15 protein-coding genes and 2 pseudogenes are annotated in these 22,238 nt (G+C 64.7%); 11 read left to right on the forward strand and 6 right to left on the reverse strand.

From position 1 onward, the window contains the following. The first annotated feature begins 2 nt into the window (after positions 1-2). The 9 genes and pseudogenes from carA (at position 3) to ACQY4K_RS02840 (ending at position 9,142) form a co-directional block, all read left to right on the forward strand. A complete protein-coding gene (carA, locus tag ACQY4K_RS02800) occupies positions 3-1,364 on the forward strand; it encodes a glutamine-hydrolyzing carbamoyl-phosphate synthase small subunit (RefSeq protein ID WP_428393241.1) in 1,362 nt (453 codons plus the stop codon). After that, positions 1,361-1,882 (forward strand): GNAT family N-acetyltransferase, encoded by a 522-nt coding sequence (locus ACQY4K_RS02805; protein ID WP_428393243.1) that lies wholly within the window; start codon positions 1,361-1,363, stop codon positions 1,880-1,882. Before carA ends, ACQY4K_RS02805 begins: the two co-directional genes overlap by 4 nt. Continuing rightward, complete coding sequence (gene carB, locus ACQY4K_RS02810) at positions 1,866-5,120, forward strand: carbamoyl-phosphate synthase large subunit (RefSeq protein WP_428395926.1); 3,255 nt, start codon at positions 1,866-1,868, stop codon at positions 5,118-5,120. Before ACQY4K_RS02805 ends, carB begins: the two co-directional genes overlap by 17 nt. An 89-nt stretch (positions 5,121-5,209) precedes the next feature. Beyond that, positions 5,210-5,683: a transcription elongation factor GreA gene (gene greA / locus ACQY4K_RS02815; protein ID WP_428393245.1), complete on the forward strand. Its 474-nt coding sequence runs from the start codon at positions 5,210-5,212 to the stop codon at positions 5,681-5,683. A gap of 12 nt (positions 5,684-5,695) precedes the next feature. Further along, positions 5,696-6,892, forward strand: a complete 1,197-nt coding sequence (locus ACQY4K_RS02820) for a threonine ammonia-lyase (protein WP_428393246.1) — start codon at positions 5,696-5,698, stop codon at positions 6,890-6,892. A gap of 60 nt (positions 6,893-6,952) precedes the next feature. Beyond that, positions 6,953-7,444 (forward strand): annotated as a pseudogene (locus ACQY4K_RS02825) (AAA family ATPase); the annotation flags it as partial. 36 nt (positions 7,445-7,480) lie between these two features. Continuing rightward, on the forward strand, positions 7,481-7,726 hold the full coding sequence (locus ACQY4K_RS02830; protein WP_428393248.1) for a hypothetical protein: 246 nt from the start codon (positions 7,481-7,483) through the stop codon (positions 7,724-7,726). A 26-nt stretch (positions 7,727-7,752) separates the two neighbouring features. Further along, complete coding sequence (locus tag ACQY4K_RS02835; protein ID WP_428395928.1) at positions 7,753-8,073, forward strand: type II toxin-antitoxin system PemK/MazF family toxin; 321 nt, start codon at positions 7,753-7,755, stop codon at positions 8,071-8,073. A 94-nt stretch (positions 8,074-8,167) separates the two neighbouring features. Further along, positions 8,168-9,142, forward strand: coding sequence for a LysR family transcriptional regulator (locus ACQY4K_RS02840; protein WP_428393250.1), 975 nt, complete (start codon positions 8,168-8,170; stop codon positions 9,140-9,142). A 49-nt stretch (positions 9,143-9,191) separates the two neighbouring features. Here ACQY4K_RS02840 and ACQY4K_RS02845 read toward each other — a convergent pair whose 3' ends face one another. Both ACQY4K_RS02845 and ACQY4K_RS02850 read right to left on the reverse strand, forming a co-directional pair. Then, the gene (locus ACQY4K_RS02845) at positions 9,192-10,139 is read right to left on the reverse strand and encodes an IS110 family transposase (RefSeq protein WP_428393252.1); all 948 of its coding nucleotides are present in this window, start codon (positions 10,137-10,139) and stop codon (positions 9,192-9,194) included. Positions 10,140-10,510: 371 nt separating this feature from the next. Further along, positions 10,511-14,332, reverse strand: coding sequence for an EAL domain-containing protein (locus tag ACQY4K_RS02850; protein ID WP_428393253.1), 3,822 nt, complete (start codon positions 14,330-14,332; stop codon positions 10,511-10,513). A 242-nt stretch (positions 14,333-14,574) separates the two neighbouring features. Here ACQY4K_RS02850 and ACQY4K_RS02855 point away from each other — a divergent pair. Together ACQY4K_RS02855 and ACQY4K_RS02860 are read left to right on the forward strand one after the other, a co-directional pair. Then, a pseudogene (locus tag ACQY4K_RS02855) lies at positions 14,575-14,997 on the forward strand (transposase domain-containing protein); the annotation flags it as partial. Positions 14,998-15,131: 134 nt separating this feature from the next. Beyond that, positions 15,132-15,599 (forward strand): HXXEE domain-containing protein, encoded by a 468-nt coding sequence (locus ACQY4K_RS02860; RefSeq protein ID WP_428393255.1) that lies wholly within the window; start codon positions 15,132-15,134, stop codon positions 15,597-15,599. Between the two features lie 251 nt (positions 15,600-15,850). Here the strand turns inward: ACQY4K_RS02860 and ACQY4K_RS02865 are convergent, their stop codons facing one another. From ACQY4K_RS02865 to ACQY4K_RS02880, 4 genes are all read right to left on the reverse strand, one after another. Next, the gene (locus ACQY4K_RS02865; RefSeq protein WP_428393257.1) at positions 15,851-17,791 is read right to left on the reverse strand and encodes a S53 family peptidase; all 1,941 of its coding nucleotides are present in this window, start codon (positions 17,789-17,791) and stop codon (positions 15,851-15,853) included. A gap of 373 nt (positions 17,792-18,164) precedes the next feature. Continuing rightward, entirely contained in the window at positions 18,165-19,595 is a 1,431-nt protein-coding gene (locus tag ACQY4K_RS02870) for an MmgE/PrpD family protein (RefSeq protein ID WP_428393259.1), read from the reverse strand. Positions 19,596-19,597: 2 nt separating this feature from the next. Continuing rightward, complete coding sequence (locus tag ACQY4K_RS02875) at positions 19,598-20,803, reverse strand: 2-methylaconitate cis-trans isomerase PrpF family protein (protein WP_428393260.1); 1,206 nt, start codon at positions 20,801-20,803, stop codon at positions 19,598-19,600. Continuing rightward, on the reverse strand, positions 20,796-22,190 hold the full coding sequence (locus ACQY4K_RS02880; protein ID WP_428393262.1) for an MFS transporter: 1,395 nt from the start codon (positions 22,188-22,190) through the stop codon (positions 20,796-20,798). Before ACQY4K_RS02880 ends, ACQY4K_RS02875 begins: the two co-directional genes overlap by 8 nt. Between the last annotated feature and the right edge of the window lie 48 nt (positions 22,191-22,238).

A 22,238-nucleotide genomic window follows, 5' to 3' on the forward strand; every position in this document is an offset into this window, starting at 1 on the left:
ATATGGCCATGAACGTCGAGACGATCATCGAGCATCTGGGCGGTGCCGCGAACGCCGCGCGCCTGACCGGTGTCGGCACCGAGGCGGTGCGCAAATGGCGCCAGGCCCGCATAGTCCCGCCCAAGCACTGGACCGCAATAATCCGTGCGACGGGGCTTACCCTTGATGACCTCCAGAATGCCGACGTTGCGCGCGCGCAACTCAGCCAGCAAGCGCCCGCGGGGGCCACCGCCGTGCTGGTGCTGGCCGACGGCAGCGCGCTCTGGGGCCGCGGCTTCGGTGCGCATACCGCGGCCGCTCAGCCCGGCATCGGCGAGATCTGCTTTTCCACCGGCATGACCGGCTACCAGGAGACCCTGACCGACCCGTCCTTTGCCGGGCAGATCATCACCTTCACCTTTCCGCATATCGGCAATGTGGGAGTCAACCCCGACGACGAGGAAGCGACCAACGTGGCCGCCAGGGGCCTGGTGACGAAGCAGGACCTGACCGCGCCCTCGAACTGGCGCGCCGTGCAGCCGCTCGCCGACTGGATGCGCGCACGCGGCATTCCCGGCCTCTGCGGCGTCGACACCCGTGCCTTGACCATACGCATTCGCGATCTGGGACCACAAACCGCGGTGCTGGCCTACCCGGAGGATGGCCGGTTCGACCTCGCCGACCTGCGGGCCCGTGCGCTCGCCTGGCCCGGTCTCGAAGGCATGGACCTCGCTTGCGCGGTCTCCTGCACGCAGAGCCATGCATGGCGCGAAGGAGTCTGGAACGACACCCCGCCGCCGCCGCGCCGCCGGGTGGTCGCGGTCGATTATGGCGCCAAACGCAACATCCTGCGCTGCCTGGTGAGTGCGGGGTGCGCGGTCACGGTGGTGCCGGCGACCGCCACCGCCGAAGACATCCTCTCACACGCGCCGGACGGCGTGTTCCTCTCCAATGGTCCCGGCGACCCGCAGGCCACCGCCGCCTACGCGGTGCCGGCGATCCGCGGCGTACTGGAGGCCGGCAAGCCGGTGTTCGGCATCTGCCTGGGCCACCAGCTGCTGGCCATCGCGCTCGGTGCGCGGACCTACAAGCTCGACCAGGGCCATCGCGGCGCCAACCAACCCGTGCGCGACCTCGCCACCGGCCGGGTCAGCATCACCAGCCAGAACCACGGCTTTGCGGTGGATGAGGCCTCGCTGCCCGACGATGTCCGCGTCACCCACACCAGCCTGTTCGACGGCAGCAACGAAGGCATCGCCAGCACCCGGCTGCCGGCATTCAGCGTGCAGTACCACCCCGAGGCGGCGCCCGGCCCGTCGGACAGCCTGCCGCTGTTCGAGCGCTTTATGGCGATGATGGATGCCACTGCCAGGTCGCCGGCGTGACGATCCTTACAACCGAGCGGCTGCGCCTGGAGCCGATCGCACCCCGGCATCTGGACGGGCTTCGCCGGATCAACGGCGATCCCGACGTGATGCGTCATCTCGGCGACGGCCTGCCGGAACCGGAGGAAGCCACGGAGCGGTTCGCCGAGCTTGTGCGGCAGCAATGGTCCGAACGGCCATTCTCCTGGTGGGCCTTCATCGATGGCGCCGAGGACATGGTCGGCTGCGGCCCGTTGAAGTTCCTCGAAAATGATCCGTGTAAACCGCACGAAATCGGCTGGAGAATACGGCGCGATCGATGGGGCATGGGCTACGCGCCCGAGGCGGCGCGCGCCATCGCGCACTACGCATTTACGCGAATTAGGGTGCCCGTCCTGCTTGCGGTTACCGTGCCGGCGAACACGTCATCGATCCGGGTCATGCAGAAGATCGGCATGCGGCGCCGGGGCATCGAGACGCATTACGGCAAGCCCTGCATGACGTTCGAGATGGGAGTTGATGATGCCCAAACGAACTGACATCGCCTCCATCCTGATCATCGGCGCCGGCCCGATCGTCATCGGACAGGCCTGCGAGTTCGACTATTCCGGCGCCCAGGCCTGCAAGGCGTTGCGCGCCGAGGGCTACCGTGTGGTGCTGGTGAACTCCAATCCGGCGACCATCATGACCGACCCGGGGCTCGCGGATGCGACCTATGTCGAGCCGATCACGCCGGAATTCCTCGAGCGCATCATCCTGCGCGAGAAGCCCGACGCCATCCTGCCGACGATGGGTGGGCAGACCGCGCTGAACGTGGCGATGGCGCTGCATGCGAGCGGCTTCCTGGCAGCTCACGGGGTCGAGCTGATCGGCGCCAGGGCCGAGGTGATCGACCGCGCCGAGGACCGGCTGAAATTCCGCGACGCGATGGCCGCGATCGGCATCGAGAGCCCGCTCAGCGTCATTGCCCATACGCTCGACGAGGCGCGTGAGGCGCTCGCGGTTACCAGGCTGCCGGCGGTGATCCGGCCCTCGTTTACGCTCGGCGGCACCGGCGGCGGCATCGCCTATAACCGCGAGGAGTTCGAGCGGATCGTGACCTCCGGGCTGGACGCCTCGCCGACCACCGAGGTGCTGGTCGAGGAGAGCGTGCTCGGCTGGAAAGAGTACGAGATGGAGGTGGTGCGCGACCGCGCCGACAACTGCATCATCGTCTGTTCGATCGAGAACGTCGATCCGATGGGCGTGCATACCGGCGATTCCGTCACCGTCGCACCGGCGTTGACGCTCACCGACAAGGAATACCAGCGGATGCGCGACGCCTCGCTCGCCTGTCTGCGCGCGATCGGCGTCGATACCGGCGGCTCGAACGTGCAGTTCGGCATCAATCCCGAGGACGGCCGGATGGTCATCATCGAGATGAACCCGCGGGTGTCGCGCTCCTCGGCGTTGGCCAGCAAAGCCACCGGCTTTCCGATCGCCAAGATCGCGGCCAAGCTCGCGGTCGGCTACACGCTCGACGAGCTGGCCAACGACATCACCGGCAGCACGCCGGCTTCCTTCGAGCCCACCATCGACTATGTCGTGGTGAAAATCCCCCGCTTCACCTTCGAGAAGTTCCCTGGCAGCCCGGCGCTGCTCACCACCAGCATGAAGTCGGTGGGCGAGGCGATGGCGATCGGACGCAGCTTCGCCGAGGCGCTGCAAAAGGGGCTGCGCTCGACCGAGACCGGGCTTACGGGGCTTGATCCGGTTGAGCCGCCCGGCGACGGCAGCCACGACGCGTTTCGCGCCGCCCTGTCAATGCCGCGTCCGGACCGGCTGCTGATGGCGGCCCAGGCGCTGCGTGCCGGCGTTACGGTCGCCGACATCCACGAGGCCTGTCGATTTGATCCGTGGTTCCTGCGCGAGCTTGCCACCATCGTCGATGCGGAGCGCGCGGTCGAACAAGACGGCCTGCCCGGCGACGCAACCGGCCTGCGGCGGCTCAAGGCAATGGGATTTTCAGACATACGGCTCGCGTCACTCGCGGGCATCGGGGAGGAGGCGGTGGCGGCACTGCGCGCCTCCCTCGACGTGCGCCCGGCGTTCAAGCGCATCGACACCTGTGCGGCGGAGTTCGCCTCCACCACTCCCTATCTCTATTCGACCTATGAGGGCGGCTTTGCGGCGCCCGAATGCGAGGCCGACCCGACCACACGCTGCAAGATCGTCATCCTCGGCGGCGGTCCGAACCGGATCGGACAGGGGATCGAGTTCGATTATTGCTGCGTGCATGCGGCTTATGCGCTGCGCGAGGCCGGCTTCGAGACGATCATGGTCAACTGCAATCCGGAGACGGTGAGCACCGACTACGACACCTCCGACCGGCTGTATTTTGAACCGCTGACCGCCGAGGACGTGATCGCGCTAATCCGGCGCGAGCAGCAGGCCGGCGAGCTGCTCGGCTGCATCGTGCAATATGGCGGCCAGACCCCGCTCAAGCTGAGCCGGGCGCTGGCGGCGGCCGGGATTCCGATCCTGGGCACGCCGGCCGACGCCATCGACCGCGCAGAGGATCGCGAGCGGTTCCAGGCGATGCTGCACGCGCTTGGGCTGCGCCAGCCTCAGAACGGCATTGCGCGCTCGGCCCTCGAAGCGGAGTCGATCGCCGAGCGGATCGGCTACCCGGTGGTGATCCGGCCGTCCTACGTGCTCGGCGGTAGGGCCATGGAGATCGTGCACGACCAGGCGAGCCTGGCCCGCTACATGCGCGTCGCCCTGCGCCTCGCCGGGGCCGAGATCGCGTCCGCCCCGGTGCTGATCGACCGCTACCTCAACGATGCGATCGAGGTCGATGTAGACTGCCTCTGCGACGGCACCACGGTCTATGTCGCCGGCGTGATGGAGCATATCGAGGAGGCCGGGATTCATTCCGGCGATTCCGCCTGCTCTCTGCCGCCCTACTCGCTGTCGCCGGCGATCGTCGACGAGCTCAAGGAGCAGACCGCCTCGATGGCCCGCGCCCTGGGCATTGTCGGGTTGATGAACGTGCAGTTCGCGATCAAGGGCAGCGACATCTACGTGCTGGAGGTCAATCCGCGCGCCTCGCGCACGGTGCCGTTCACCGCCAAGGCGACCGGGGTCGCGCTGGCCAAGATCGGCGCGCGGGTGATGGCCGGGGCCAAGCTGTCGGAGTTCCGGCTCGATGACCGCGCCATCGCCCCGCACGTCGCGGTCAAGGAGGCGGTGTTCCCGTTCGCGCGCTTCCCCGGAGTGGACGTGATCCTGGGGCCGGAGATGCGCTCGACCGGCGAGGTGATGGGCCTGGACAGCAGCTTCGAGCGCGCCTTTGCCAAGTCGCAGCTGGCAGCCTCGGTGCGGCTGCCAGCGTCGGGCACGGTGTTCCTGTCGGTGCGCAATACCGACAAGCCGATGCTGACCTCGCTGGCCCGCAGGCTGTGCGAGATGGGGTTTGCGATCCTGGCGACGCGCGGCACCGCACAGTATCTGCGTGAGGCCGGGATTGCGGTGCGCGTCATCAACAAGGTGCTGGAGGGTCGGCCGCATTGCGTCGATGCGATACGTAGCGGCGAGGTGCAGATGGTGATCAACACCGCGGCCGGCGCGCAATCGGTGGCCGACAGCTTTGACATCCGCCGCTCGGCCCTGATCCACGGCGTGCCGCACTACACCACAACGGCCGGCGCGCGGGCCGCGGTACAGGCCATCGCGGTGCTCCGGGAGGGGCCGCTTGAAGTGGCGCCGCTTCAGTCGTATTTTCGTGGATCGTTCTGAGCAGACCACCAGAGCAGACCAAAGGTACGGGAGCCGCTGGCCGACCGTATCTCTGCACGCTTTCATGCACATCCTAAGGACTGGCCACTTTGCAGAAATTCCCGATGACGGGCCGCGGCCTGCAGCGGCTGGAAGACGAACTCCGCAAGCTCAAGGGTGAGGAGCGGCAGGCGATCATCCGCGCCATCGCCGAGGCGCGCAGTCATGGCGACCTGTCGGAAAACGCCGAATACCATGCCGCGCGCGATCGCCAGTCCTTCGTCGAGGGACGCATCCAGGAACTCGAGGAGATCGTCTCGTCGGTCGAGGTGATCGAGCCGTCGACGCTCTCCGGCGACCACGTCAAGTTTGGCGCCCATGTCAGCCTGGTCGACGAAGAGACCGACAAGGAGGCCACCTATCAGATCGTCGGCGTCTATGAGGCGGACATCAAGTCGGGGCTGCTCTCGGTGTCATCACCGTTGGCCAAGTCGTTGATTGGCAAGAAGAAGGGCGACAGCGTCTCGGTGCCGGCACCGGGCGGCGACCGCACCTACGAAATCCTTGCGATCAGCTACGGCTGAGGTCGTCGTCGCGTGATCGGCCTCGGCGACATCCGGGCGGCGGCGGCCCGGATCGAGGGGCGTGTATTGCGCACGCCCACTTTGTTTTGCGACGCACTGTCGCGCGCCACCGGCGCCGCGGTCACGCTCAAGCTCGACAGCCTGCAGGCGATCGGCTCGTTCAAGGAGCGCGGTGCGGCCAACAAGCTCGCTTTGCTCGACGATGATGAGCGCGCACGCGGCGTTATTACCGTGTCCGCCGGCAACCATGCCCAGGGGGTAGCGCGTCATGCCAGCCTGCTCGGCATCGACGCGGTGATCGTGATGCCGCGCTTTACACCGGCGGCCAAGGTCACCCGCACCGCTGCCTGGGGAGCCCGCGTGGTCTTGCACGGTGGTGATTTCGCCGAAGCGTCCGCGCACGCCGAAGCCCTGCGCGAAACCGAGGCCCGGGTATTCGTCCACCCCTACGACGACCCGGCGGTGATGGCGGGCCAGGGCACCTGCGGTTTGGAGTTGCTCGAGGATGCCGGCCCGCTCGACGCGCTGCTGGTGCCGATCGGTGGCGGCGGCCTGATCGCCGGTTGCGCCACCGCTTCCCGCGCCTTGCGCCCCGACCTTGCGGTGATCGGCGTACAGGTGGAGAGCCACGACTCGCTGGGCGGCCATCCGGGCGGCGAGATCACCCCCAGCGGCGGTGCCACCATCGCCGAGGGCATTGCGGTGATGCAGGTCGGGCGGCATCCGCTTGAGGTGATCCGGGCGCGCGTCGACGAGGTGCTGGTGGTCAGCGAGCGTGCCGTCGAGGATGCGATCACGCTGCTCGCGGAGAGCGCCAAGCTGGTCGCCGAGGGCGCGGGGGCAGCTGGCGTGGCCGCCCTGCTGAGCCATCCCGAGCGCTTTGCCGGCAGGCGGGTGGCAACGCCCATTTGCGGCGGCAATATTGACAGCCGCATCCTCGCCAACACGCTGCTACGCTCGCTGTTGCGCGACGGTCGGCTGCTGCGCCTGGTGCTCGAAATCCCAGACCGCCCCGGGATGCTCGCCGACATCGCCACCCGCATCGCCGAGATCGGCGGCAACATCATCGAGGTCTCGCACCAGCGCCTGTTCGCCGCCCCCAGCGTGCAGGCCGCCGAACTGGAGGTGATGGTCGAAGCGCGTGACCCGGCGCATGCGGCCGACATCGCGGCCGCCTTGAGCGCCATCTACACCGTGCGCCGGGTGTGATCGTCGCCGCGGAGGAGCACCCCGTCCTGGTCGTGTTCAGCGGCCTTCCAAGGCACCGGCAAGACCACCGTCGCCAGGCCGCTCGCAGCCAGCCTGCGCGCGCTCTACCTGCGGATCGACACGATCGAGCAGGCCATGCGCAATGCCGGCGTCCCGGAGGTCGGTGCCGCCGGCTACACTGTCGCCAACGCGTTGGCGGAGGCCAATCTGCGGCTCGGCCGCTCGGTAGTCGCGGACTGCGTCAATCCGGTGCGCGAAAGCCGGCTCGGCTGGCAACAGGTGGCACGGCAGGCCTCGGCACATCTCGTCGATATCCATCTGACCTGCGACGACGCCGCCGAACACCGCCGCCGCGTCGAGGGCCGCGTCGCCGATATCACCGGGCTTGCCGCCCCCGACTGGGACGCCGTCATGCGGCACGCCTTCGAGCCGCGCGATGATAACCCTCTGGTCCTGGATACCGCTTCGCTCCCGCCGGAGATGCTGGTCGAGCAGTGCCTGGGACATCTTATGGCAAGGTCGATCACGCTTCACCCTTGTCATGATCCCTGATATTGATATTTATATGGATGATCAAGGTGAAGGAGCATGACCGTGGCTACACAACAGCTTCTCCTCCGTTTGCCGGACGAGCTTGCCAGGCGGCTACGGCAGCAGGTGCCGGCACGAGGACGCAGTGCCTTCGTGCAACGCTTGCTTGAGCAGGCTTTGGCGCCGGAGGGCGGGGATAACGATCCGCTTTACCAAGCCGCCCTGGAGGTCGAACGAGACCAACGGCTGACGGCCGAGATGGCGGAGTGGGACGGAACGTTGGCGGACGGTCTTGAGGCGTGAAGCCACCTGGCGCGGGTCCTGTCACGGTGCGGCGGGGCGAGGTTTGGTGGGTGGATCTTGACCCGATGCGCGGCAGCGAGATCCGCAAGACGCGCCCAGCGGTGGTACTCACGGCCAACGCCTTGAACCAGGCCCGGCGCACAATCGTGGTCGTACCCCTGTCAACCGGCCCGACGCCCCGACCGCCGATTGTGGTGGCGACTGAGTCGGCCGGGACTGGAAGTGTCGCGGTGTGCGACCAGATGCGAGCGGTGGACAAGGGCCGGCTTGCCAGGCAGTCGGGACATTTGACGGCACGCGACTTGCGGGCGGTCGAGGATGGCATCCGAGCCGTTCTGGGACTATAGGACGATTGCCAGATGAAACCGTTCCGCTATGCCGTGCGCCGGATTTTCGGACAGATACCCATCCCTAATTACAACAATAAGGACAGGCGGTTGAGTGTTGGGCGCGCAAGCGGGTTCGACAGTGCCAGGACGGATTAACATCGGTCCCGCCGAGTTCGAGACTTTCCTCGCGATTGCCGAACTTGGAAGCTTCAGCAAGGCGGCGGAGCATCTCTCGCTCGCCCAGCCTTCCATCAGTAATCGGGTGCAACGCCTCGAGCGGGCGGTACGGACCCGTCTGTTCGAGCGCACGACCCGTGCCGTTGTCCTCACATCGGCCGGCGAACGGCTGCGCGACCGGGTGGAGCCGCTGATTCGCGACCTGCGATCCGTGATCGAGGAGTTCTGTAGCGAGGCTGGGCTGCGCAGCCAATCGGTGGTGGTCGCCACGACACCGATGCTCGCGACCGTCCTGCTACCGCCCATCATCAATCGTTTTGCCAGGATCAATCCGGCGGCGCAGGTGGAGCTGCGAGACCAGGTCACGCCTGAGCTCGCCTCCCAGATCAGAACAGGACATGTCGATTTTGCAATCCTGGCCCGGCGCGTGCCGATCGAGGGCGTCGAATTCGAGCTGGTGACGGCCGACCGCTTCATGGTTGTCGGCCCTCGCGGCCATCCGCTCCTTGCCGACGGCCTGGTGAGCGTGCGCGAGCTGGCGCGCCATCCCTTTATGCTGCTGGCCGCCTACAAGGCCCCTCTCGGCGGCTTGTCGGCCCAGGCCGCAGCCCAGGGCTTCGATCTTTCCGCCGCCAGGACGGCGACCAATGTCTCGACCCTGCTCGGTCTGGTGTCGGAAGGGCTCGGGCTCACTTTGCTGCCGGGTATGGTGCTCAGCCTGGGCGGCATCATCGACGACAGCCGTTTCGATGTGGCAGAGTTGGAGGGCACCGTGCTGACCCGCGAGTACGGCATCGCCTCCCTTGCCGGGCATGTGTGGTCGGTAACCGCCAAGGCCTTCGCGGCCTTGGTGCGAACGGAACTGCTGGCCCATTCCTCCAACGAGCGCCCCAAGGTCACCAGCGGCTGACCTGTCATGGCTGCCCGGCCTCCCGATCAATTTAGAGTATCCGTCTTGGTCAAGCTGTCTTTGGTGTCCAAAGGCGTGGATTTTTGAGCAGTGCGTTGGCGAGGACGATGAGCTTGCGCATGACGGTGATGATGGCGACCTTTGGTGGTTTTCCGGCAGCGGTCATGGCCTGATATTTGGCCTTGAGGTCTGCATTGAAGCGGATGGCGACGAGGGCCGGCATGTAGAGGGCCTGGCGCAGGGTAGCGCGTCCGCCGCTGATGAAGCTGCGGCCTTTCCATTGCCCGCTTTCGCGGGTGACGGGTGCGAGGCCGGCGAGGCTTGCGGCCTGTCGATGTTCGAGGGTTCCGAGTTCAGGCATTTCGATCAGCAAGGCGAGTGCGGTGGCATCGCCGACGCCTGGAATGCTGACCAGGCTGTTGAAGCGGAGCTGGAGATCCGGATCGGTTCTGACGAGACGGGCGAATTCGGCGTCGATGGCGTCGAGTTGCTCTTTGATCTGAAGCAGACGCCGAGCGGCCTGACGTTTGAGCAAAGCGAGGCCGAGGTTCTTCTGACGGTTCTGGGTGGCGGTGCGGTCCTTGACCAATGCGCTGCGTGCGACGTGGAGTTGTCGCATCTGGTCGAGCGTGGCGCTGATGATCGGGCGCACGGGCGGTTCGAGCGAGGCGCCGAAGCGGGCCAGCATGGCGGCATCGACGCGATCGGTTTTGGCACGGGTGCCGACCGCCTCGGCGAAGCGTCGAGCCTGGCGCGGGTTGATCTTGACCACGGGCAGGTTGCGGCCGCCCAGCGTGCGCTCGAAGGCACGGTGATAGGCGCCGGTGGCCTCGAAGATGATGCGAACTGGGGCAAGCGGGGCCAGCCAGACGATGAGGGCGGCGAGACCGCGGGCGTCGTTGGTGAAGCGGCTGGTCGCGCCGCTCGGGTGCAGGCAGACGTCGAGCTGGTCTTTGGAGATGTCGACGCCGGCGGTTTGTGCTACAGATTGGGTCATCTTTTCCATGTCCTTTGCTTGTCATCCGGGTCGTCGCACCCGGGTATCCGTTCAGGCCGCAAGGAAAAGAGAGGGGCGGTCACACTCTAACTCGGCCCATGAAGACCAGCACTTTCACGACCCGTCCCCTCCCGCTGCCGGCGAGTTTGCACCTCGCCGGCAGCACCCCATCTTTGCCGGAAAGGGCGAGGAAATCATAAGACAAGCACTTTCGGACCAAGCGGAAACGCTTGGGCCGATGTAGTGCTCGTGAAAACAAAGAGATAGAGTATGGCAGGCGCTTCTGTTAGCGCCTACCTTGCTGAATGCCGTGGCGGCAACTGGCCAGGAGCTTATCAGGCTTGCAACGTTCAACGTTTCGCCACCGCGGCTCACCCGCGAGTGCCAAGCCCGACTTCTTTGCTGTGGCTGACTGCGAACGCGGCCAGCCACTCCCCCAGGTCCGATGCGGAGCACGGACGACTGATGTGATATCCCTGAACTTCCGAACAGCCCGCGGCACGCAAGACCTCCATCTGCTCGTTTGTTTCAACGCCCTCGGCAGTGACCAACGCTCCGAGGCCGGAGCACATCTCAGCAATGGCGCGCACGATGATAGTTGCCTCAGGCTTGGTCCCGAGGTCCTGCACAAAGGAACGGTCAATCTTGATACGATCGAACGGCAGAGTGCGAAGGAAGCTCAAGGACGAGTAACCGGTGCCGAAGTCGTCAAGTGCCACCGTAATGCCGAGCGCCCTAAGTCGATGAAGCGAGCAGATGGCTGCCTCCATCTCCCCGATCATCGCCGTCTCGGTAACCTCGAGCTCGAGACGTTCGGGAGAAAGCCCGGTTGCCGCCAGAGCCGATTCAACTCTCGTTACGAGGTCGGGCAGACGGAACTGCACGGCCGACAAATTGACTGCAACCTTTATGTTTTCCGGCCATGCCGCCGCCTCTCGACAAGCAGCGTTAAGCACCCAGTCCCCGATTTCCGGCATCAAACCTGCCTCCTCGGCAAACGGAATGAAGTCTACAGGAGAGACCTTGCCACGTGTTGGAGACTGCCAACGGATAAGCGCCTCGCATGAGGTGACAACGTCCTCCTGAAGACTGATCACTGGCTGATAATTGAGTAGGAACTGACCAAGGGCAAGCGCTTGCCGAAGGTCATGTTCAAGATCTCCTTGGCCCAGCTGCCCGAAGTGATGCCCGGCGGCTGTCGAATCCTTGTCACCCACACCGCTATTTTTTTCATGGGCGTGGAGCACTCCCAAGCTGTCCGACTTCTCGTCATGTTTCGGGTGGCTTGCAATCTCAGGCAACTCGTGCTCGATCCGATTGCGGCCTTTCTCCTTCGCCCGGTAGAGGGCTGCGTCGGCGCGCGCGAGTAGTGACAATGCGCTTTCCCCGGCGCGGAGGAAGGCAAGGCCTCCACTTGTCGTCACAATTCGCCTTGCTCCGCCTACCTGGTAAGGCGAATCAGCGATAGCCGACCGGATGATTGCGGTGCGTTCCACGATATCCCTTCGTGACAGCGGCAGGATGATGCAGAACTCCTCTCCACCATACCGGCCGGCGACCTCCGGAGTCTTGATGATCGCAGACAAACGATTTCCGAACGCTGTCAACACAGCGTCCCCTGCAAGGTGGCCGTGGGAGTCGTTGATCTTCTTGAAATGATCAAGATCACAGAGGAGAACGGCTAGTGGAGCCTGGGCCGAAAGCGCCGTCGCTACGGCGTCCTCAAGCAGGGTCATGAGTGCTCGCCGGTTGGGCAAGCCGGTGAGCACGTCAGACATTGCCAGCCGCTCGAGTTCGCTCCGCGCCTGCTCGATTTCCGCCGTGCGGTCGGATACGAGCTGCTCTAGACGCCTTCGCTGACGCAAAAGCAGGCGCACGCGCACCTGCCAGGTTCCGACCACCGTGCCGGCCACTGCGAGCGTGCAAGCGCTGTAGAACCACCAGTGCCGCCACCATGGCGCCCGAATTCGAAGGAAAACACTTACTGGGGCGGAAATCGAACCGTGTATGGGATCCAACGCGACCAGGTCGAAATGCAGGTCCCCAGCAGGCAGTCGCGCGTATCGGACCTCGTGCCCGGATGTGTCGCTCCATCCAGAGTCGATCTCGCGCATTCTGTAACGGAACGTCACCTTCTGTGCGCGAGCTGGGTCGAGATCTGTGAAACGAATGACCAGGGGCGCCGAACTCGAATTGATGCGAATCAGGGAGGTCGCGGGTAGCAGGCGAGTACCGATTGAAAGCCGCGTGATCTTGGGGTGCAGAGGGCTTGTCGGGTGGAGGCGAGCCGGGTCGATGAGGTGCGTCAGGCCGCGGCTGCTGCCAAACCACATCGAACCGTCATCATCTTCGAATACTGCCCCTTGGTCCAAGTCGTTGGTCAGTAGGCCATCGGTAACGTCGAACCGACGCCATGACCGGCCATCAAACAGGTCGATGCCGTGGTCAGTTCCGACCCACATCCAATCGCGCCTGTCCCGATGCAGGAACAAGACATTGTTGGAACCGATCAGAGGTGCGACGATGGACGGCAGAGATTTCACAGGAAGGCCATCAACCATGTGAAAACGCATCACGCCCGCACTATCTGTAAAAGTCCAAAGATCGTCGTTCGGGCCAAATGCAAGGCCGCCGGGCCGACCCTTGAGCGAGCTGGATGGGATGACGGTCTGGAACTCTCCGGAACGGCTGCGTCGAACGATGCCGGCCGCGGTTGCTGCCCACGTGACGCCAAACCGATCAGTGATTACCTGCGTGGTCGCCTGGTTTATGGCGACTTCTACTTTCATCTGGGAGACTGGCGCGTCTGCATCTTTAATCGTCAGGAGAGCCTTGTCGGTTGACAGCCAAAGCCGGTTTGTAGGGTCTATGTACGTCGCCGAGACGTCTCCTGTAATCGGGAAATGTTCTATTATCCCACGGGCCGGATCGAGCCGTACCAGCGGCGCCCGCAACGGCGCGATCCACAGCCGTCCAGCTTTGCTCGCCGAAATGTTCTCACTCCCACCGGGTACGGCAGAAACGCCGCCCTCGAGTGCCACCGTGTCGCCGTAGGTCGCGACCCAAAGTTGGCCACCTCGCGGCCGGGCCATTGCCCAGATGATTTCACTTGGTAGCCCGTCGGATGCCGTCCAATGCTCCCAGGTCCCCAGTCCAAGGCTGCGGAACGCGCCGCGGCCGATGCTTCCGACCCAGAGGGATCCTTCGCGATCAAACGTGAAAGATTGTATGGGAGTGGCCGGCAGACCTCCCTCGTGATGCCGGAAGGTGCGCCAGGACGTGCCATCATATTGGAGAAGGCCCTCTTCTCCCATTGTAAAGACGCCGTTGCGGCCATCCGTCAGCAGATCGAGGCGCGCGGGAACGGCGAGATTGAAACGGCCACGTCGGCCGGGAATAATGATGGCGGTGAACGACCGTTGGCCGGGCCGCCGCCATGCCAGACGGTCAAGGCTGCGCGCCCATAGCGTTCCATCAGGTGTTCGAAGTGCCACCTGCCAGGCATCAGCAGGCAGGCCGTCGCCAACGCCGGACACATCCACTCGACCATTCTTAAGGCGACAAATTGCCGAGCCGCACCCTATCAGCAGCGCGCCATCTGTGTCGGAAGCGACGAAGCGGGATCGGGCCAACTCGGGATAGGCGGTCAAGTTGGCTGGACTCAACAACGGCACAAACGAACGGCTTGCGTGCATGTTCGCGGGCGCACTTAGCAGCGTCCCGTCAACATCAAGAACGACGTTGCCACTGGAGAAGGCAATGACATGCGGCGAGGTTATATGGAGCGGCCTGCCGACTTTGATTCTGTGAAAGCTCGACCCTTGGCGAAGATAGAGTGCGTCGCTCGTGACGACCCAGACCTGACCGTGATCGTCGGTCGCAAGCTTTCTGATCCACGCCGCTGGAGGCAGTCCCGCCGCGGCGCCGTAAGGAGATATTGTCAGGCCATCGTAGCGGTAGAGCCCGGCTTCCGTTCCGAGCAGAATATAGCCGTCGGCGTCCTGAGCCAGGGTGGAGACGGACGCATTGCCGAGACCCTGCTCGTCTGTGTAGCTCTCGAATCGTGTGAATTGCGCCTGTGCCCCTGTGACGAGCGTCGACGCCACTGCGCAGCCGATGAGGATCGCGCGCAACAACTGCCACGTGAACGATCCGTGCTCCGCGCACATCTGTCCCGACTTTGGTGATGGCATGACAATCGCCCGAATGGTCAGTCAATGTCTGCTCGTTGAATTAAGAACGGATGAAGGAGCGCCGAAGCTCGTCCCGCTCATTCAGTGCGGCTGCTGAAGTTTGGACGTATCCCTCCGGCGTAGGCCGCCTTCCGAACGTTGAATGACGGGCGCAGAGTAGCCGCCCTTGAGAATGTCGTGTTCCCGTGGCGCAAGCAGTTTTCGGCAGAAGCAATCCCATCTGGCTGGCTAAACCGGGCAGCTACGGCATGCTGTATGACCCGGCGCGCCGGCCAGGACCGATCCTGGAGGCAGCGTGCTGGGCCCACGCCCGACGGCCGTTCTTTGCGCTGGCAGATGTCGAGCAGAACGCACGGCGCGCGGCCCAGGGGCCACGTGATCCGCCACTCGCGTCGGCAGCGGTGCGTCGCATTGACGCGCTGTTCGACACCGAGCGCAGCATTGTTGGCCAGGGCGCCGCCCGACGCCTTGCCGCGCGGCAGGAACCGAGCGTGCCCCTCGTCGCCGATCTTGAGCGCTGGATGCGCGGGCAGCACGCCGCGGCGATGTATTCGCTCATCGTCACCGCCAAGCTGAACGACATCGATCCGCAGGCCTGGCCCGGCGACATACTGGGCCGAATCGCCGATCACCCCGCGAGCCGTCTTGACGGCCTCCTCCCCTGAAATTGGCGGCTTCGCAGGGCGCCAGCCAGTCTGGCCGTCTGATCATTGCCGCCATGTCGGCCCCTCTTTACCATGACGCATGTCGCAGCGACGCTCGACGTGCGGGAAGTGAATTGTTTGGAGATGAGACCGGAATGGATGCGCGGTTTGCAAGCATAGCCGTAGCGTCAGCGCTCCACCTGTTCGAGGAATATGTCGTGCCCGGCGGATTTCTGCGGTGGTTACGCCGTGCATTCCCATCAGGGGCGCTGGGTCCACTTGGGGCGATCTGCGTCAACGTCGCCTTTATCGCCCTGATACTGTCGCCGCTGATATCGGATCCAAAGCTCGACCCGGTCTTCAATATTTCGATCGTTGTATTAGTGATATCCAATGGCGCGCTCCATTTCGCGAGTAGCCTTGTCACGACCACCTACTCGCCGGGCGTCATCACTTCGGTCCTTCTCTACTTCCCGATCGGCGCGTGGGCGCTTGTTACGATTGCGCACGATTGGCGCATCGATACCGAGCAGTTGGTTGCCGCCTCACTGCTCGGAGTCTTCTGGCAGGTTGTTCCGATTGCCATCATGGTAGTCCGTGGCTCTCTGGCCGGTCGCCAGTGACGTGCATCAGGCGGCGTTCACCAGAAGCTAACATCCAGCGTGCAGCAGGAACGGCTCTCCCGAGGTCGTAGCCACTCGGGTGAATGCCGCGGTTCTCACCGGATGGAGACGTTTGGACCGCGGGCTAGAGGTGAGCAACAATGTTGGCTGTTGGACAACAAGGAACGACAAGAGGGACGCGACTTCACTCCGGCAAGTGAAGTCGCGTAAGGAGGTGCGACGGTGATGTGTAGCGGAACCGGTCGTTCCGTTCAGGGATTGGAAGCGGAGTGTGGAGCCCCAGCACGGTTGATGTTGGTGAGTCCGAGCATCGTGGCGACGTCCGGCGAGCCAACGCCGGTTGTCAGATCATAAGCTCCGCTACCAGGTGCATTGCCGTTGAAGCCATTGATGTTTTCATGAAAATAGGCCGCCCCACCTGAGGCCTGCCGCCGGGCAAGCGTGTAGAGGAAGGGATTGATGTTGCCTTGCCGCCCCTGAGTTTCCACGAGCAAGGCCACGGCGCTCGCCATTTCGGGCGCCGCCGCGCTCGTACCGACAACGCTATCGAGCTGCCCGTTGAAAACGATGGTCAGGCTGGAACGCTCAATGTTGCCCCACCCGTTGAGGCTCGTGTTGCCGCCATTGCAGGGCGCCTGGGCGATATCAGGACAGCCGCCCATCTCCATTGCGACGTCTGGAACCGTGCGATACCACCAGCTGCCGGTGCTGACGAGGGACTGATACCAGGGTCGCGCGTAGATCGTTGAGACACCGCCACCCGAGCCCCAAAGGCCGCCGGAGGCACTCACGCCCACGCCAAAGGGATCGAAGGCAAGCTCTGGATCGGACCACGCGTTCTCCCTGACATAGGCCGAATCAGAGCCCCCGATGGCGCCCGCGGTGACGAGGTTTGTACCGCCTACAGCGGTCACGTTTGGGTCGGCCGCAGGGACGGAGACGCCTGCGATGAACTGCCCGCTGCCGCCGGAGAAGTATGCCGGATTTAGACAGCCGAGACCGCCGGCATCACCCGAAGCGGCAATAAAGGTAATTCCCTCGGCGTTGCCCTGCTTGAACAATTCGGAAAATATGTTCAGCACCGCGGTTTGGTCGGAGCCGTTGTTATAGGCACGGGTGTAGTATAGCTCGCACTGGCCGAAAGAAAGTGACACGACGTCCGCCACATCGTCATTGACGATGGCTGTATATGCGGAGATGAGTGATTGATCCGTCAGGTCCGGTGTGTCGTACAGGATGACATGGGCTCCGGGAGCGCCGCCAAGCACCTGCTCGACGTCGATGGTCGCCTCCTCGGAGGCCGTATTGGTCGTCGAGAAGATGGCGCTGCCGTTAACCGGCCGGCGCGCGAAGAGAGTTGGATCGGAGGGTTGGCCGGAGGTCGCTTTGAAGTTCATCTGGTCGAACAGGGCCGCGATGTCGGTATCCAGCACGTCGCTTGCCATCACCACGGCTACAGTCGTGCCGCTACCGTCGAGGCGCGGCCCTTTGCCCTTCCCAGACATTGTTGCCTGATAGGATGGGTAACCATACGCCTGCTTGAGGTCGTTATAGAAGTAGCCCAACCCGCTTGGGCTGCCCTGAGTATACCCGCGTGTGCTGCGGTTCATGTAGCCGCCTGCGCTCCGGCGCACCGCGGGCATGGCTTGGAAGCTGCTTGCCTTGAACGCTGAGACGACGGCGCCAGCCGAAGACAAGGTCGCGGGCGCAGTCAGCGGGCGGTCCGCGATGAGTTGTTGCTGGCCAGCCGCGTTTGCCGCCAGGGAGAGGCTGACATTGAATGCCATGTTCACCTGAGTGGCGGTCCCGGCGACATGAAGTGACCGGCTCTGGGGCGTTACTTGCAGGCCGAACTGCTTCAGAGTGGACGCGACGGCGTTGACGATCTGCTGGTCGGCACCGAAGCGTGCCGCAAACTCGGCAGGTTTCAACCAGTGATGGTACTGCGGAGAAGCCGGGTCCTGCTGCTCCGCGAGCAGCGCGTCGAGGCCGGCAGGATTGGTCAGCGGCAGGACGACGTCAAACTCCACCGGCTGCGAGGCTGGGGCTGGCCCAAGCACCTTCAGCTTTGGTGGTGATGCATGCCGCTGATGATCGCGCCAAGCTGAAAGCGGATCATCCTGAGCGAGTGCCAACAGCGGGCTTGTGACGAGTAGTGCTGCGCCTAACAGCGCGGGTTTGATGAGACGCAAGATCGACCTCCCGAGAGCAGCGACCCAGCCGCACAGAGGGCGGCCACGGACCAAGTGCTTCGAATTAAGGCATGATTGTTACGAATTCGTTAAGACGCGTCTCATTCGCGATGACGTGTCTCGGAAAGTGCGGCGGTGCGGAACGCCCTGAAGCGGCTCTCTTATCTGAAGGGCGTTGCAGGCCTTCCGCGACCACGCGGACGATGGCGTGCGTCGTCCCAGGAGGCGAGCAAGCTCGTGACGTTCGGACTGCCGCAGGGTCCGGGTCGCGAGAGTCCGGGTCGGCGTGACTGGCCAGGCAAAACCGGCAACGGAACTTGATCCCGCCGCCGTCACGATCGCTCTCGCGCAAGAGCACCGCAGGCGAGGACGTTCAGCTTGGCGTGCGCCTGCAAAGCTCCATGATCTCATCCAGAGAGATGGCATCCTCCACGCGCAACACGCACTCGGCCAGTCGCGTGGCCCTTGCTTTGTCGATCGCCCGCGCCGCATTGGCGATGAACTTCGCAACCACGGCGTCGCGCGACATGGGCAGGTCCGGCGAGCCGTAGCTGGCGGACTTGCGGCAACGCAGCGTCCTGCCGTCGCGCAAATAAACGATCACCTCGCCGGGGAAGTGCCGCGGATAGTCGCTCCGCGGATCGTCGAGGACGAAGGTCCGTTCAGTCATTGCCATCAGGTCGGGCGCGTCGAGCGGCTCGTTGTGGAACGCGGCCAGGTCCACCCGGCCGCGCACCAGTGCCAGTGCCACCACGAAGGGCACGCTGAACAGCGCCTCGTACGCCGTGCGCGGGCGGATGCGCCGGTCCCTCGGCTCGGCCACACCCTTATGCAGGGACAGCTTCAGCAGGCACTCGACACGCTCGACGTCCTGAGGCGCAAACTGGTCGCGCAGCTCCAGCGCCGCGTCGGCAAAGGCATGGATGTAGTGACAGCACGGGTAGGGCTTGAGCGCGATGCCTGGTGTGAGCCAGGTTGCGCCGAGCGCGTGACTCGGCCCGGCATCGGCCTTTGGTATGGTTTGCAGGTGGGTCGCATAGAGCCCGCGGCTTCCCTCAAGCACCGTCGCCGGCCCGATGAAACCGGCGCGCCCCAACGCCACCGCGGACAACGCCGAATGCGCAGCCCACCCCGGACCGAAGCGCTTGATCCAGGACCCGTTCTGCTCAAGGATCCCCGCCGCTTGGCTGCCGCACAGTCCAAGCGCCCAGACCAATGCCTGCCGATTTGCCCCGGCGAGGCGCCCCGCACCGGCGGCGCAGGCGAACGCGCCGCATACGGCTGTTGGATGAAAGCCGCGTTCGTGGAACGCGCCAGCACCCACCATGGCGATGCCGCAGCCGACCTCGAGCGCGACGATAAAGGCGCTCAGCAACTCGCGCCCGCTGACATGGTTGGCCTCGCCCGCCGCCAGGCAGGCGGCCATGGCGTGCGCGCTGGCGTGATAGATGGCGCCGATATGCGTATCGTCGAAGTCAAGGCCATGCGCGAGCACGCCGTTGACCAGCGCCGCCGAGGCCGGCGGCAACCTGGCGCCGCTGCCGATCGCGGTGGCGTGCGACCCCTCGCCCAGTTCCCGCACGCCGTGCAGCACCGCGCGGCCAAAATCCCAGGTGGAGGACGCAAGTGCAATGCCCATCGCGTCGAGCAGGTGCTCCTTGGCGAGCTCGACTACCGCGGGCGGCACCGCGGCAAGGTCGAGACCCAGGGCGAAATCGGCGATCGCCTCCGCCTCGGTCCGCTCGCTCAAGGCCGCGGTTGCCGAACCCGGAGACAGGTCGATGGATCGAGCATGCTGCGGCATGGCTAGAGGCTCCTTTGAAGGTTGGCGCCCGGCGTCGAGGTCTCGCGCGGCACATAGGTGACGCCATCCATGATCCTCCGCGCCGTCCGGCTGAACGCCAGAGTGCGGAAAGCGACCCCGCCTGGCGCGTTGGTAGGTTGTGCCTCGACGGTGACGGTCATCACCCCCATCGGGTGGCCGATTCGCAGCCGGTTGGTTTCAGCGGCGCCGGGCGCCATGGCCTGACGCACCACGCTGCCCTCGATCCGCGATGCCGCGGCCGTGCACATCGACCCGGTTCCGGCCATGCTCTCGTGGCACCTGTCGTACCAGACCAGCCGTGCCTGGAGGTCCATCGCCTCGGTCGCGACCACCGTATCGCGCATGGTCCGGCAGGCCTTCGGTGGCGACACCAGGAGCATGAGCGGCAGCGCCGGCGATTGCTCGTTCACGCAACGCCAGTCCGTGCACAGACCCGCGAGGACCGCCGCCTTGCCACGGATCTCGCGCAGCCGATCCAGCAGCGCCGTATTTCCGGTAAAGGCGTCGGGCAGTTCGCCTCCCTCAAGTCCGATGTCCGCGGCGTGGACGAAAACGCAAGGGTTCGCCACGTCGCAGACCGTCACGCGCACCGCGCCGCCGTCTTCGAGCAGTATCGTGTCCACGGACGCGCCCGTCGGCAGCATGTGCCCCGTCTTGCCGCCGACCGTACGCGCGTAGTCCATCTGGATTTCGGCCCCGGTGCCGGGCACGCCGTCGATGGCGAAGCTGCCCGCCGTTTTGGCCTGTCCGCCCGCGACCGGGACGCGTGCGATCAACAGCCGGCCGGTATTGGTGTTACGGATCCGCACCGTTGTCATCGGGGCGGTCCCCGCCACCAGCCCGGCATCAATCGCGAACGGACCCACCCCAGCCGAAATATTCCCGCAGTTCGAGGTGTAGACCACCATGTCGCGCTCGGGCACGACCTGGGCATAGGTGTAGTCGATGTCGGCGTCGGGACCTGTCGAGCGCCCGACGATGGCGATCTTCGAGGTAATCAGCCGTGATCCGCCCAGGCCGTCGATCTGCAGGATGTCCGGCGTGCCCATCAGTCGCTTCAGCAGGCGGTCCCGCATGAGCCCGGCGCCCGGGATGTCCTGCTCCAGCAGGTAGACCCCCTTGCTGGTGCCTCCCCGCATGATCGTACAGCGGATTGCGATCTGGTCCGGCGCGCCGGCTTCATCCATGCTGGGCGGCCTTGTAGATCATCGCCTCGGGCGGTTCCGGCACCAGCGCGGACACTTCAGGATTGTCCAGCGGCTTCCGTCTCGTCTCGATACCGAAGACGCCCACCACTACCGCCTGTATCAGCATCGAGCCGGACAGCATGATGGTGATGCCGGTCAGGCCGCCCGCGGCGAGGACCGCCGGTATGACATATTGCATCCCCGCCGACGACAGCCGACCGCAGGCGCCGCAAAGCCCGGCGCCGCGTAACCGGAACCGCGTCTCGAACAGCTCAGGGACATACACCGTGAAGGCAATGGTGTTCGCCAGTCCGAGACTGATTGCGAGCACGAAGGCGCTGACGACGAACACCGCGCCATGCGTATAGAGCAGCCCGGCGCAGAGCACGGCGCCGACGGCCGAGAAGCCGACGATGCAGCCCTTGCGGCCAATCCTGTCGGTCAGCAGGGCGCCGCAAAGCGCTCCGGTGGTCTGACCGAGTGCGAGGATCATGGAGATTTCCAGCGCCGAGCTGAGGGTCATCCCCTGCCTGACAAAAGCCGTCGGCAGCCATTGCAAAAAGCCGTAGAGCGAGAAGTTGATGGTGACGTTGACCAGAATGCCGACCAGCGTGTTGCGCAGCACGCCAGGCGAGAACAGCACCCGGATCGGGGTCTGCAGCATATGCGCGTTGGCCGGCGTGAAAGGCGGGAGCGGACGGCCGCCGGACGCTTGCTGCTCGATTTGGGCAAGCAACGCTTCGCATTCCTCTATTCTGCCCTTCGACTCCAGCCAGCGCGGCGATTCCGGCATCGACTTGCGTGCGAACCAGACGCCGATTGCAGCAAAGCCAGGGATCAGAAACATGGCGCGCCATCCCAACGCCGGGATGACGAAATAGGCAGTGACCAGCGAGACGAAGAACGAGAAGTTCACGAGCATCGCAATGAGCGTCATGACCTTGCCGCGGCTCGTCATCGGCAGGAACTCCGCGAGCGTGCCGTAGCCCACCACGATCTCCGCCCCGAGACCCAGGCCCATGAAGAACCGGCAGACAATGAGCACATCCATGTTCGGCGCGAACGCACCGGCGATCGAAGCCGCTCCGAACAAGGCAAGGTTCGTCTGATAGCAGAACCGTCGACCGAACCGGTCCCCCAGAATGCCCGCGAACCAGGCGCCACAAACCAACCCAGCCAGGGTGACCGATATGAAGGTCGCGTTGAACTTGAGGGTTGACCAATGGCTCTGGACCAGGGCCGCGAGTACGCCACCGCCTGAGTAGAGTTCGAAAGCGTCGATGAACAGGCCGGCACCGATGAGCAACACCAGTTTGGTGTGCCAGCGCGACATTGGCAGCCGGTCCATTCGTGGTCCGGCATTCGTGCTGCCGATCGTCCCGCTCATTTGGGCGTTTCTCCCTGGTTTTTTGATTGATTGCGTCTCAGTCGCACG

It is taken from the genome of Lichenicoccus sp. (assembly GCF_965276875.1).
In the GTDB taxonomy this organism is placed as follows: Bacteria; Pseudomonadota; Alphaproteobacteria; order Acetobacterales; family Acetobacteraceae; genus Lichenicoccus.

Excerpts from the sequence above, each read along its gene's own strand:
- carA (WP_428393241.1), top strand. The coding sequence starts at position 3 with ATGGCCATGAACGTCGAGACGATCATCGAGCATCTGGGCGGTGCCGCG.
- carB (WP_428395926.1), top strand. The coding sequence starts at position 1,866 with ATGCCCAAACGAACTGACATCGCCTCCATCCTGATCATCGGCGCCGGC.
- ACQY4K_RS02830 (WP_428393248.1), top strand. The coding sequence starts at position 7,481 with ATGACCGTGGCTACACAACAGCTTCTCCTCCGTTTGCCGGACGAGCTT.
- ACQY4K_RS02845 (WP_428393252.1), bottom strand. The coding sequence starts at position 10,139 with ATGACCCAATCTGTAGCACAAACCGCCGGCGTCGACATCTCCAAAGAC.
- ACQY4K_RS02850 (WP_428393253.1), bottom strand. The coding sequence starts at position 14,332 with ATGCCATCACCAAAGTCGGGACAGATGTGCGCGGAGCACGGATCGTTC.
- ACQY4K_RS02860 (WP_428393255.1), top strand. The coding sequence starts at position 15,132 with ATGGATGCGCGGTTTGCAAGCATAGCCGTAGCGTCAGCGCTCCACCTG.
- ACQY4K_RS02870 (WP_428393259.1), bottom strand. The coding sequence starts at position 19,595 with ATGCCGCAGCATGCTCGATCCATCGACCTGTCTCCGGGTTCGGCAACC.
- ACQY4K_RS02875 (WP_428393260.1), bottom strand. The coding sequence starts at position 20,803 with ATGGATGAAGCCGGCGCGCCGGACCAGATCGCAATCCGCTGTACGATC.
- ACQY4K_RS02880 (WP_428393262.1), bottom strand. The coding sequence starts at position 22,190 with ATGAGCGGGACGATCGGCAGCACGAATGCCGGACCACGAATGGACCGG.